Source organism: Ruminococcus sp. OM04-4AA (genome assembly GCF_003462585.1).
Classification (GTDB): Bacteria; Bacillota; Clostridia; order Lachnospirales; family Lachnospiraceae; genus Mediterraneibacter; species Mediterraneibacter faecis.
This window is the reverse complement of the sequence record NZ_QTZH01000010.1, coordinates 1-13735: the sequence shown is the minus strand read 5'-3', so window position 1 is coordinate 13735 and position 13735 is coordinate 1. Positions and strand designations below refer to the sequence as shown.

At 34.9% G+C, this 13735-nt stretch carries 11 protein-coding genes; all 11 read right to left on the bottom strand.

What is annotated here, in order from left to right:
* Positions 1 to 301: 301 nt before the first annotated feature.
* Entirely contained in the window at positions 302 to 571 is a 270-nt protein-coding gene (locus DXB52_RS04860; RefSeq protein WP_118106650.1) for a hypothetical protein, read from the bottom strand.
* A 53-nt stretch (positions 572 to 624) separates the two neighbouring features.
* Entirely contained in the window at positions 625 to 1581 is a 957-nt protein-coding gene (locus DXB52_RS04855; RefSeq protein WP_118106649.1) for a hypothetical protein, read from the bottom strand.
* A 131-nt stretch (positions 1582 to 1712) separates the two neighbouring features.
* Positions 1713 to 2162 carry a hypothetical protein gene (locus DXB52_RS04850; protein WP_118085358.1) on the bottom strand — a complete coding sequence of 150 codons (450 nt, stop codon included), beginning with the start codon at positions 2160 to 2162 and terminating at the stop codon, positions 1713 to 1715.
* Positions 2163 to 2188: 26 nt separating this feature from the next.
* Positions 2189 to 2404 (bottom strand): hypothetical protein, encoded by a 216-nt coding sequence (locus DXB52_RS04845; protein ID WP_118085357.1) that lies wholly within the window; start codon positions 2402 to 2404, stop codon positions 2189 to 2191.
* A gap of 53 nt (positions 2405 to 2457) precedes the next feature.
* Entirely contained in the window at positions 2458 to 3006 is a 549-nt protein-coding gene (locus DXB52_RS16680) for a hypothetical protein (RefSeq protein WP_472519960.1), read from the bottom strand.
* 17 nt (positions 3007 to 3023) lie between these two features.
* The gene (locus DXB52_RS16675) at positions 3024 to 3239 is read right to left on the bottom strand and encodes a hypothetical protein (protein ID WP_472519959.1); all 216 of its coding nucleotides are present in this window, start codon (positions 3237 to 3239) and stop codon (positions 3024 to 3026) included.
* 66 nt (positions 3240 to 3305) lie between these two features.
* Positions 3306 to 4400, bottom strand: coding sequence for a zinc ribbon domain-containing protein (locus tag DXB52_RS16670; RefSeq protein ID WP_472519958.1), 1095 nt, complete (start codon positions 4398 to 4400; stop codon positions 3306 to 3308).
* Positions 4401 to 4743: 343 nt separating this feature from the next.
* Positions 4744 to 6309, bottom strand: a complete 1566-nt coding sequence (locus DXB52_RS04835) for a DUF262 domain-containing protein (RefSeq protein WP_118106648.1) — start codon at positions 6307 to 6309, stop codon at positions 4744 to 4746.
* A gap of 409 nt (positions 6310 to 6718) precedes the next feature.
* A complete protein-coding gene (locus DXB52_RS04830; RefSeq protein ID WP_118106647.1) occupies positions 6719 to 12496 on the bottom strand; it encodes a phage tail tape measure protein in 5778 nt (1925 codons plus the stop codon).
* An 8-nt stretch (positions 12497 to 12504) separates the two neighbouring features.
* Positions 12505 to 13413 (bottom strand): hypothetical protein, encoded by a 909-nt coding sequence (locus DXB52_RS04825; RefSeq protein ID WP_118106646.1) that lies wholly within the window; start codon positions 13411 to 13413, stop codon positions 12505 to 12507.
* A 13-nt stretch (positions 13414 to 13426) separates the two neighbouring features.
* A partial coding sequence (locus DXB52_RS04820) for a hypothetical protein (protein WP_207661751.1) occupies positions 13427 to 13735 on the bottom strand: 309 nt, incomplete at its 5' end.

Here is a 13735-nt window from a genome sequence, read left to right as displayed (position 1 = left end):
AACGAAAAAGCACTTTCAGAAGAGTGATATCTCTTCTGTTAGTGCTTTTTTCTTACTTTTACTTATCGTTATAATGATACCTACATGCTAAACATACAAACGGAGTTGGTGGGATTCGAACCCACGTGCCCCGGAGGGCTAACGCATTAAATAAAGGATTTTCAGAACAAATAACGTAACGTGACAACTTCGTGACACTATACAACATATAGATACAAATATGGGAAGGAGCATTTCCAATACACCTGTTAATAAAACCCTCTGCTGCTAGTTCCATAGAATAGTTTTCCTTATGATATTATTATGCTGCTATAACATCTCGTCTTATCAATGCTTCAACATCATATCTTAGCATTGCATCATAAGCACACTTTGGTATCCTTCCAAGATTCTTCTCTGCAACCTTTTCTATACGCTCTTTCTTTTTATTACAAGCGAATCCAAACACTTCATCATATGTCTCATATACTTTTTTTCTATTACTGCCAACAAAGTATTTTCCATCTTCATTTTCATATATGTTGTCTTGTGCATGACGCTCAAATATTGTATTAATATAGTGTTCAATCAATACACATGTTTCAGGGGAATACTCCTTATTTCCCGGCTTCAGTATATCCTTATCTAAATCAATTCGATTTCCAAATACATGATGCTCGTCATACCAGAGCTTGAAGTTTGCATAATTCTGCCACTCTTCACACACACATTTATCTGCATATTCTGGCTATATTTTTTATGCACTTCTCTATCATGACATCTCTGCATCATGTCCTTCCACTTAGTATATGATTTTTCATAACAACCTTCTGTTCCAACAGTCATTCCGCTATATCCTATTCCACACATTCCTCTTCTATAATGTGCCGGATTCCATCCATCTTGCTTGTATTCTACTGCATTTATTACCTGCATTATAAGATCTTCAGATAGTGGAAAGACAGATTCATTCTGTAATTCTGTCAATCGGTCATATTGTTTTTCCGTAACTGGATACAAATTCTTATAATACAAGTCGTTTTCGTTGTTTAATTGATGCCATATTCTTGTGTTATTTGTCTTGTCATAATTAACGATAAACGTTTCTACTGCTAATTCTTCCGCAGATACCCTGTGTTTTACATACTTGAATATTTTGGTAGGCTTAACATATTTTTCCTTCTCAAGTGTAAACATCCTTTTTCCAGTTCTTTTATCTTTACTTCCACGCTGAACCTTATATTTCCCATCTCTATATTCAACTACACGTCCATGACTACTGTACCATGTATCTTTGTAGTATAATAGCTTTACAAATCTTTCATCTCTAGCAATAAAATCTATTCCAGACTCATTCTTTCTCAAGATTCTTGAAGAGTCAATTTTCTTATATTTTCTTTTAAAGTGCATGGATTCATCAGAAAAATATTGTTGTAATGCACTTTCATAAAGTGATTTTTCTCTGCTTTTCTTTGTACATTCCTTGCATGTGTGTAAACGATTTTTCCCATAAATCATTATATAGTTCTCTATCGGTAATTCTCTTCCGCACACTTTACACACTTTTGTTCCATTATATTTTATTTTTTTATTTTTTCTCAAAATGTCCTCCATTCTTTTACCTACATGAACCTATTTCTCATGCAGGTGCAGTCTATTATTCATTCCGGACTACACGGGATTTTTTTGCATTAAAAAAGGCAGTATTTACACCGCCCTCATTTAATTTCTATTCAATTATTTTTTGGAATTTCTTTTAGACTTTTGATATATGCAACCATAGAGCCGAAGTCACCTGTTCTTTTTTCCGCTCCATTAACATAAAGATATTTTGCTAATTGATTTCTTTTAATATTAGATTTGATTAAGATGATATATGCATTCGTATTCGTATACTTTAGTTTTTTATTTAACTCTCTTTTTTGGCGAATACGTTGCTTTTTAATTGCTTCACATATAAACTTCGAATCATGCTTATTAATATATTTGCTGATCCAATTATAACAAGTATCCCATTTGTACGGTAACATATCAAAGTATGTCGCATCCTCTGGATACCACTCAAGCCATAATGCCTTTACTGACTTGCTTGTAATTGTCATATCAGTATGTGATATTTCATAAGCAATAAGCATTTTCTTTTCTTTGACGCACGACAATTTTAATTTTTCTTGTTGTTCCACGTAATTCTCCCTCTATCTAAATTTCTTCAGTTTTTCATTCCATCTAACAGACGAGTATATTGTTCTTTTAATGCTCGAATATCAGATATTTCCTTTTCCCAATTATCTTTTAACTTTTCCAATTCCTTGTATTTTTTATCTAATGAACCGCTCTGTGCAAGTTCTTCTTTTAATTTTTTATTTTCTTTCTCTAAAAGTGTGTTTCTATTTTCCATTATTTTAAGTTTCTTGTCTAAATCCATATCAACTATATCCTTTCTCAAAAGAGACGATGCATTACTACACCGTCTCACTTTTAAAATCTTTGTCTATATTTACTCATGCTACCCTTGCCAGTAATCTGTCCAAGTGTCATATCTTGAATAATTTTTTCTGCTTTAACATCCTTTTGGAATCGTCTCATCATTTCCGAATAGAATTCAGCATAATTAGCAGGATTGTCTACTTTAACATCAAAGTTAAATGTTTGATTCGCAGTAAACTCATTAAACATGTTCGGAACTTCCGGTGGATTCTGAATCATGCTTTCAATGAATCTTTGTGGATCGTTTGCAAAACTCCATAAGTTTTCATGAGCATCGTTATTAAACACAGATGAATTCTTACTTAGCGGAGTTAAAATAGAGCCATCATCAAGTACAATTGTTTCAGGTTTCTTATGCTCTCCGACAACAGCCATTTCATCTTTTGGAACAGACTTAATACCTTTCTCATATCCACTAATCTGACTTAAATCAACCCATCCAAGAGGATGTGCTGCATTTTTATCTTTAGCAATATGATATTTCTTTTTTGCCCAAGATGCGTTGTTGATTTTAGTAATGTATACTGTCTGTCCATGCATCTGTGTTCCAGTAGGACTTATACCATCTGAACTATAATAATATGCACCACTGTTAAATATACCGCATCTCCAACATTCGGAACACCATCACCGCTTGATGTTGTTGCAGGTTTTGGAGTAGGTTTCGCAGGTTGTGAAGCAGGAGTGGAAGATGATGGTTTCTTAGTACTTGGAGAACTAGCACTTGCTTTCTTATTAGAAGCATCTACAGCTTGTTTAATAAGATTCGTCAAATCATTTATTGCATTCTGAACTCCTGTAATAGAAGACAAGAAATTAGTACCATAATTGGTAATAACTTAATTTGCCGAATTCCAAATTGTATTCATGCTTTCAGTCATTGTGTAACCAACGCTATCAGCTTTTGCTTCTAATGTATCTCTAATTGCGCCAGCTTCAGAATTTACATTTGCAATCACATCAGATACAAGAACATCAATATTATCCAGTCGCATATTAAGGACTTCTTCATACTGTTCATATAAATCATCCAATAATTTCTTCTGATCTGCAATTGAACGTTCATATTGAGTTTCAGCCAAATCTTGTTTCGCATCATTCAAATCATTCTGTAACTGCTGTCTCTTTGATGCACCTTCTTCAGAAGTATCCCCTTGATATGCAGCTAATTGTTTCTCGATGGAAGATATTTCTTTCTGCTTTTCGGCTAACTGTTTCTGATAATCATACATATCCTTGTTGGTATCAAGTAAGTCAGTGTACTTATCAATCAACTTTTGAAGCGCATCAAGTTGAGATTTAATACCATCTTCAACTAAATCTTTAATCGCATCCTTTTCCTGCTTTGCAGACGTAATAGACTCTTGCTGAAGTTTAAGTAATTCACTTCTACGGTCAATGAGTGTCTGATTGAATGGATCAGATTTTAACTGTTCGTCAATCTTTTCCATTTCTTTTCTATACTCATCAGCCTGTGCCATGAAAGTATTGTGTTTTACGCCATGAAGACCAAATGTAGCTTTTCCATATTCTGTAATCTGACCACCATTCTTGTCGTCATACATCTTCTCACTGGACATAAGTTCTTTAAGGAAATCTGCTTCGTCGTTGATTTTAGAGATTCTGTCTTGAAGTTTGTCAAATAAATCCCATTGAATCTGACGAATACTATTTTCCCATTCGATAGTACTCTTATTGCAATTCTGAATAGACTCATCAATAGAATCTATTTCGTCTTGCATGTTATACCATGACTCAGAATACTTATCTATTTTTCCACTACTAAGTGCGCTATTTAAAGAATTAACCAGTGCTTCACGCTCTGCGTACAGCTTATTGATTTTTTCATTTTCGTTAGAAATCAGGCTGTCATAATACTTTGTGCTAACAATATATCCAGATGTCTCCGTAATATCAATCGCACCCTCAAGCATTGATTGTGTATGTTCAAACTGTTTTAAGATTGCATCGTATTCATCTTTAATGTTATTGAACGTTGTTCAATTAGTTTAGACTCTTGTTCTTTGAGATCAATAATCGCATCTCTACAATCAAGAGCTTTTTCATCATTTATCTTTTCATCCATTCGCTACATGGACGAGAGTATATTAAATACTCCTCACACTTTCATGTGAGAATGGGACTATATCTTCTATTTGAATAAAATTATTTTGGATTTTGTTTTGAAATGTTTTGAGAGAATTGTTTTAGATAATTTAGGACATTATAAAAGAGCAGTAGTGATTTACTGCTCTTAAACATAAACAGCGCGCTGTTTTATATTAAATCATTCGCATAATTTACAAGTATTTTTGTTCTTTCTTTTATAAATTCTTCATATGATAAATTTAACGAATTCGCTGGAGCCAATGCAGATTCCATGATATTATTTAAATTACCAATAATTAAGTTCTTATACTCACTCGGAGCGCGGTCTTTTATCTTTTGATTATCTGCATTATTTAAAAAGCAAAAATTTGCAAGACAATATATTTTCCTTTTATCAAATCCTAATCTTTGCAAATACTTATCTGGGAAAATATGATGAAATTCTCTTGAAGTGGACATTTTTAAAGTTTTAGCCAAATCCACTTTGCTTCCAGATATAAAAGACCGCGGTGTATGACTTGCAAGCATAAGTACAAATGTTTTTGTAGCAGATGCTCCAGCACTAAATTGATTTTCTTTAAAAAATGACTCTGTTACATGACAATTAAAATCACATATATTATAATTAGAGTCTTGTCTTAATTTTTTCATCTTTTCAATATCATTTTGCTGTACGTCATTAACTCCACTAGAATATCTTCTTGAAAAGCAACACCTCCAAAACCATCTAGTTAATGATTCTCGTTGTTTGTCATCATATAATTCGCCATTCTTCTTATCTGACGCAAAGAATACCGTAAGAGGAACAAGCATGGATGTATAAGGCAATGATTTTAATGAATATACATTAAGTTCTTTTCTTAAAAAGTCAATAGAAGATTTAATTCCAGTTTTAATTTTATTATAATTATCACGAATTAAAACCCCATTAAGTTTCATAACATCTTTCGGTGTTGTATTTCCTAGTATAACTCCTGTAAAACACTTTAATAGCAAGTCTTGCTGTTCTACTAATCCCTCGAATTCAAAGTCTTCTAAGTCATTCGATAATTGCTCAAGTTGTTCCTGTAAATCGAAAGATTCACTCCAACTCCACGCATTGAAAAGTTGAAAATTATTAAGCGGAATTCCCGCGCGATTTATCCTTTCAAAAACAAGTGCTACATTTTCTTTACTGTCAGTTTCCAACACTGTATATGGAATAGCATAATCTTTGAATTTTTCTTGTAGATCATCAATTTCTTTAATACACTCATCAGATAAATTTGAAGTGGCTTTTCTGTATTCCACAGTATTAAACAGCACGCTTATTGGAAAATATTTTTTTAAATCTACCTCATCAGACTTATAAAATGGAACAAATCTACTATTTTGAGTATCTTTTGGTTCATTCATAATAAAGTATATTTGAGCGTCGTTTTCGTTTATAGGTGTTAATTCTGTTTGGAATACTGAAAATATAGAAGTTATTCTTTGTTGTCCATCCAAAACATAATCAATTGGATAATTTTTAGTTGGCTCTGGTAAACAATAATTCCCTAGTTGCTTTTCCGTATGTAACTTTTCAGATGTTCTCCAAAACAAAACAGAACCTATTGGGAATCCCTTGTATATACTATCCATAAGAAAAGCTACATTTTCAGGTTCCCATATATAATCCCTCTGAAAAGAAGGAATTCTAATTTCTCCGCTTGCTATTTTATTAATCACCTTGTTAATTCTATAATCTTGCATATAACAGTATCCTTTTTCGCACAAATTTGTTAATATATACCAAATTTATTATATAAAAAAGTTATCCATAATACAATATTTTTAATAATTTAATCATCATTTTATTCAAATAGTCTATATTTTTCAAGCCGCCAATAGCTTGCGACCCTACATTAAGGCTTACGCCACCCATAAAGGGTTAGTCTCTGAATGTCTTCCATATCATTTCTGACTTAGGAAGTTCACTGCGTTTGGGAGACTTGCACTCCCGGTTGTCCCTAACCTATTTATTTTTTATGGTTTCTATCTTTCGACTGTTGAGTTTTAAACTCGCACCGCATTCACGCTTACCGTTTCCAGTTACGTTGTAGCAAAATAGGGTTATGGGGATGTTCCCGCAATTAAATAGATTTTACATTGGCATGTAAATTCACCAATTCTTATAATCACTGATCTTTTCTTTCAGATCAGAATCCGTGATTGTTTCAATGTCAATTTTACCATTCTGGATTTTATCAATCCAATCCGAAGAAAGACCTTCTCCGGCTGATTCAGCTTCTTTAATATATCTGTCATATGCCTGTTGCTGTAATGAGATTTTTTCGGTTACTTTTGAAAGCTCAGAAGATAATGCTTCATTACGCTTTGACCATGTACGATATGTACTTGAAGCAGTTGTATCTAATTCGTCAATCTTACGTTTGATACGGTCTAACTTTGTTTCAATCCAATCAAGGGTTTCTTTTGTTTCCTCTTTGTCGTTTGATGAATTGGAGGAAGTGTTAGATTTTGAAGATGAAGTTGAGGAATTGGATGAGGATTTTGAAGAGGAACTTGATGATTTCTTTTTGGAGGAAGAAGATGATTTACTTCCACTACTGCCGACATTAAATTTACCAGTTCCATTAGAGAACGCTGTACCTAAAGAATGCGCCCCCTCATAAGCTAATTTCCCATGAGAACCAGTTACATATCCATTCTTTAATAGAGCTTCTGACTGTTCTCCATTAAACACAATGTCCCCTTGCTTCAAACTTGTAAATGCAGGATCTCCATCATTTACTATGAATGGCTGTCCATCTCTTACAATGATTTCAGGTTTTAACTCATTGACAAGTGCGTGTGGCTCATTCTGCTTTAATCCCCAATTCTTATTTGAGGATACATTAGTTGTTCCTGCTGCATGAGCAGTACCAATTGAATGAGCCGTACCATTTGCCGGAGATACGCTACCATTTGTTTTAACATTATATGTAAGGTTTCTTTCCTTATTTCCTGGAAGATTCTCAAGTCCAGATACGTGTACAGTATAATTTACTTTTGCATTCTTATTTGATGGTTTGTAAGCATCTACATCCGAATGTTCCGCAGTAAACTTAACCTTTGCATCCTTATCTTCAGGATCATATCCATCAACAAGTGTCTTGTCTACTTTTGCATTTACTAACATCTGTGGTGTAATTGCTGAAATAGAAGATTGAATCGTTCCAAGAGCAGCCGTATCAAGATTTACTCCTGCATTAACATTAACTTTCGTTTCTGTCAAGGTCGTAAGAGCAGATTGTACTTCAGAAGTATCCAATGATAATGATGCTTTTGTGTTCCCATCTAATCCTTGAATTTTACTTGCAAGATCTTGAACTTTCTGCTGTGCTTCAGTTGTATCTATGTCCACACCAGCTTTGCCAAGCTCATTCTGTGCATTTAAGTTGTTTACAGCTGTTTGATACTCTTGCAACAGAGCAATGGCTTCTCCGATTTTTCCATCAACTTGACTTGTATCAATTGACATAACCGCAGAAGTGTTAGTGAGCATTTCTTTCTGATAGAGAAGTGTCTGTAAATTATCAACCGCATCCTGCGCACCACTAAGAGAGATATCTACAGTTCCACCTTCATTCTTAAATTCACCCAATGCTGATTTGGCATCATTTATTTTGGATTCTAATTCATCTGCATTAACTGTGATTTCAATATCTGACTGTCCAAGTTCTTGCTGCTTTTGAACAATGTATTCAAGTATCTCATTTGCATGTTGAAGCTTTTCTGTCTTTACATCAGGATCTATCTCAGAATCTTCTTGAATAGTTTCAATGTAGCTTTGAACCTTTTCAATCTCATCCGTAACTTCACTAAATGAAGAGGAATCAAGGTTAATACCATTGAAAGATGTCTCATTCATATCAACAAGAGATTCTTTTGCAGATTCCGCAGATGTTTTTAACTCGTCCAATGATTGTACTGGCTGATCTAGGTTAATATCAAAACCATAATCTTTGAGTTTTCTCATTACCGCCTGAACTGCTTCTACATCAATACCAAGTTTATCTGCAATTTCTTGATCGTTGCCTACTCCGAAATCAATTTTCCATGAACCATCATCATTCATGTGCGCCCATTCAGAATTGATGTCTTTAATATCCTTTAAGAAATTTACAGCACCTTCCTGACCTTCAGTGAAGTAACGTTTAATCTTAGGCATTGCAGATTCATATGCAGAAACAATCTCTTCATTTGAAGCAGTTGATAAGTCTTGATTACTCATCAAATCAACAAATTCACGGAACTTATTTGTGCCTGTCAGTCCTTTATCATACAATTCCTTTGCAGATTCAAGATTTCCTTGAATGGAATCATATATATCACCTTCTTCGCCACGAGACATAGCAGCTTGCCATTGATTATAAGCAGAAAGAGTATTCTGATATTGGTATGCAAGATCCTGAAGGGATGAGATATTACTTTCAATGCTTTCTTTCTGAGTCACATAACCACTTACATCCTGTCCATCCATTAAAGCTTGAGCCATACTTTCCTCAACTTGACGTAAAGCCTTCTGCTGTTCAGAGATTGCATTTAAGTAGTCTGTTTTTGTTCCCTGTTTTTGCTGTTCCTGTAACTGAGCTAATGCTTTTTGATTCAAATGGTATCCATTTGCTGTTTTTTCCAGTGCTTTGTCTGCATCATCTCCAAACATTTCTCTGAAAGATTTTACGCTATCTTCAGAAATACCGGAACCAGATACAGATTCAGAAAGCATAGAGTTTAGAGATGCTACATTTTTCTCTGCTTGCTGGATGGAAGTCTGTGCTTCAGAAAATGATTCTGTAAGATTACTCATAGAAACAGAGCCAGTAAGTCCCATCTCTGTGAGAATGTCTACTACCTTTGATACAGATTCCGCATCATCATCTGACACAACACCAAGCTCAATTGCTTTGTCAACCACAAGTCGTAAAGCACTTTCACCTTTCATCAATTCGTCATCATCAAAGCTGATTCCCTTTAAATCAACGTCCTGAAAGTCTTTAAAATCTTTGACAATATTCTTATAATTATCAGATTTTAATGCATTCTGGAAGTTATTTGTATTAATTGCAGTCGTGTTGAGGGATTCTCCGACCTCATCAAATAATGTTTTATACTGTGGGAATTTATCTAATACTCCATCTACAGTTGATGACATTACATCAAAAGAATTCTTTGCACGGTCAATCGCAGATGTATCACCACTGGATAAAGCATCATTATAATCGTCTACTGCCTGTTTATAATCTTCCAAAATGGCAGCAGGCTTTCCATCCTCTAATCCCTTAGACACAATGTCTGCTTGCAAGAAATCACTGTATAAATCCTGATATTTCTCAAGAGTTTTACTATTTTTGTCGAGAATTTTACTACCATCATTTATGATGTTGGATAATGTATCATTCTCTCCATATTTTTCTTCCAAGTCTCTGACATCATTCATAAAGGAATTAATTTCTTCCTCAGCCTGTGTCGAATCGCCTTCAAAATAAATCGTATATGCTCCACTTCCATCAGAGCGTTCATGTAATTTTAAGCCAAAATATTTTTCTACAATATTCTTTAACTCTTCTCCATAATCAGATTTAATATTAAAGTCCGCTGCACTATCTCCGAAATTGAATCTACGCTCTTTTTCCATCTCTTTCTGAGCTTTGGAGATTCCTTTTTCATTTTTATTTAAGAAAGTCTTCGCTTCGTTCTCTGAAATCTGATTCATCTTCTGAATCTGTTCATCCAGTTTACCATTAACCAAATCAATGCCCGAAGCCTGTGATCCATAGCTGTCAGTCAATTGATTCTGAATATCTAATAACTGAGATTTCGCATTGTATGCTTCTTCCTCTGATAATGTTCCAGATGCAAGAGACTCCTTTAATTCTGATACTTTAGAAATCTGTTCATCCATTGACGATAGGTTTTCAATAAACTTCTGTCCAGCACTAGATGCACTATTGACAGCATCTTCTACAGACTGTTTATATGACTGCCACACCATTACTCCGGCTGATACTGCCGCAGTTAATAAGATAATTGGATTCGCCATCATCGTTGCGAACAATCCTTCTAACGCAGAACTAAAAGAGACTGTACTTGCTGTGGCTGCTCCATTTGCAGTAGATAATCCCATCGCTGCTACTGTAGCTTCTGCTTCAGCCTGTGCGACTCCTGAATTGGTAAGTAATTGTACTCTCTGTGCGTCCGACAAAGATGTACTAGAAAGAACCAACTGCATCTGAGATTCAGACAATCCCTGTGTTAAGTTCAGAAGTTCTTTGAATCCTTTCGTATCAATTGTTCCGCTCTTCACAAGATTCATTGCATTTCCTAAGTTAGAGAATTCACGCACTGTACCTTGAATCATGGATGTTAGATTCTTGAATACAAATGCCCCACCGAAAGTTCCAAGTCCAGCAAGTGCGCCTTTGAGAAGATTTGTTTTGTCCACAAAATCTACAATTGCTTTAGAACCATCCAGGAATCCTGCATACATATCATCCGAAATTAATGATGTTGATAATCCCTCAAGAGAAGATTTTAACTGATTTGTCTTAGCTTCAAGGGAATTAAGGTAATTATCTTCAAATTTCTTCTGAGCTGTTCCCTCTGAGTTATAAGCCACATTCGTCAACTTTTCAACTTTATCCCAGTTGTCCATTGCTGCAATAAATTTGTTATACTGATATGTTCCGGCTGTTGCGGTCGCAACGGCTTTCTGACTATTGCTATCTAATGTCTTCCATTTCTTTGCGATATCATCAAGAACCCCTTCACTATCCCTGAACATTCCAGTGTTGTCACGCATAGATACACCGATTTTCTTCAATACTTTTTCCGTATCGTTTAGGCTTTCTCCTGTCTCCGCATCTACAAACTTCCCTGCCCTAATCTGATTCATACGAGACAAGATGGACTTCATAGCTGTACCAATTGACTCATCGCTATCCTGTGTTACGTCCTTAATTGTAGCAATGATAGCACTTGTCTTTTCCAAGCTTACCCCTGCATTGTTAGCTTGTGATGCTACCTTCATCAATGCTGTTCCGATGCTGTCAGCTCCTGATGCACTTTCCAAATCAATGCTTGTTAGAATGTCATTCACTCTACTTGCTTGGTCTGCTGCTAATTGGAATCCATTTAGTGTTGCAGTAAGAATTTCTGAAGCATCCGAAGAACTTAATTCTGCATCTTTTGACAGTACAAGAGAGTCCTTAATAAGCGAATTCGTGTCTGCCATTGACCTTCCTTGTCTCAGCCAACTATCCGCTGATTCCGCTACGCTACTCGTCAAACTTCCAAGTTCCTGTGCTAAACTGTTATAGTCATTCATCAGATTATCAATGTAGTCTGAATCGGCATTTGTAGCCATAGCGAGATTCGTTTTAATGTCATTGAATTCTTTAACAGTTTCCGTAGCTTTCTTTCCTGCTTCAAACATCTTATACATTACATCCTGGAGCAAGTTAGAGACATTGTAAATACTTGAGAATGCTTCTTTTACACTTCCTCCAATTGAAGAAAAGATATTCTGACTCTGCCGTCCTGCATTATTTACACCTTGCAAAGCATTTTGCAACTGATTAATAGCAGAACTGTCAACATCTAGTTCAATCTCATTTACACTTCCTTTTACAGCCTTTTTCACAGAATCAGTATTAACGCTTAAATCTAACTCGATATCCGTAATACTATTAACTGCCGCCTTAATTTTACTTGCTATATCTTCAGAGTCAATTTTGAAATCAACAGGGATTTCCATGTCGTGACAAGCTACATTCAACTTCTCTTGAAGTCCATTTTTATCAACGTCAATATCTACTTTTACAGGCTCATCACCTGTTGCAATCTTGTTAATTGCGCTTCGAAGATTAGATAACAACTCTTCTTGATTGAATTTCAAGTCAATATTTAATGCTTCGCCTGCTGAGCTGACGCAGAACTGATTGCTTCTCGAATCTGTGAAGTGATTTGTTCCGAATTGATATTGACATCTAAATCGATCGTAGTTTTTCCAATCTCTGTTGCTTCTGATATACTATGTTTTAGTGCTGATTCCATCTTAGAAGCCATATTGATGACAGAATCCCATGCTCTTGAATCAACGTTTCCAGCTTCAAAAACATTCATATTTTCTGCTGAAATCTTCTTGATATCAGCTTGCGCCTGTTTCCAAACAGACAGCGCATGATTCAACTGATCTACTTGATTTGTAATATTGTCCGGGAATAAATTAGGGAATTTACCATTGAGTTCTGACCACATTGAATTAATGGTCGCTGTAGATTTCTTTGTATCGGTAACGAGTTTTCCAATATTTTGATTTAAAAGGGATTTGTAATTTGAATCACCAAGCTCTTTCTTAAGAGCATCGGTAACAAGGATTTTCTGATTTTTGAAATAATCATAGAAGTCATCAAACGCCCCTGAAGAACGGAGCGTCTTTGCATTTTTCTTTAGCGTATTTACTACACTTGTCATTGATGTCTCAAATCCATCTCCAATATTAAACTTCTGCCCATTCCACGACTTTCCAAGACTTTTTATCATTGAATTGAGCTGTTTCTGAAGTTTGCTAATTGTTGATTTGTCCGTGATATTAAAAGAGTCTGCCAGGGATTTACTCATAGCAGACGTATCAATTTTTACATTTTTTAATCCGTTTTCTATATTCTGTTTTAGTTTCTTCGCTGTGTTCTGACCGCTCACATCTACATCTATTGTAAGCTTATGCTTCTCTTTCAATAGAGCATTTAATTTTTGTTCTGCTTCTGCGGTATTCAGATCAGCATCTATATTTATCTTAAAATCTTGTGACATAAGTACTTGCTCCTTATATAGATCTTCTTACTTCACCTTTTAGGCAAAGTAAAGATAAGTCCATTCTACGAATTGTCTCCTTAAGCTGTTCGGTTTCTGATGCTAGATTTGATGTTTTTTCCATCAAATTCACAATGATATCATCATCCATTTTTGTACGAATCAAACTACTTAATTTTTTCTTTTCTTCCTCCGTATAACCACTCCAATTTAAAATTATTTCATCCATAATTTCTGCTTTTTCAAATCTTGGATTAATTCCAAAATCTTCAAGTTTACTGTCCATTTCAGAACATATTTCCGTAAAGTCATATATATTAAC

Excerpts from the sequence above, each read along its gene's own strand:
- DXB52_RS04845 (WP_118085357.1), bottom strand. The coding sequence starts at position 2,404 with ATGGATTTAGACAAGAAACTTAAAATAATGGAAAATAGAAACACACTT.
- DXB52_RS16680 (WP_472519960.1), bottom strand. The coding sequence starts at position 3,006 with ATGCATGGACAGACAGTATACATTACTAAAATCAACAACGCATCTTGG.
- DXB52_RS16670 (WP_472519958.1), bottom strand. The coding sequence starts at position 4,400 with ATGCTTGAGGGTGCGATTGATATTACGGAGACATCTGGATATATTGTT.
- DXB52_RS04835 (WP_118106648.1), bottom strand. The coding sequence starts at position 6,309 with ATGCAAGATTATAGAATTAACAAGGTGATTAATAAAATAGCAAGCGGA.
- DXB52_RS04825 (WP_118106646.1), bottom strand. The coding sequence starts at position 13,413 with ATGTCACAAGATTTTAAGATAAATATAGATGCTGATCTGAATACCGCA.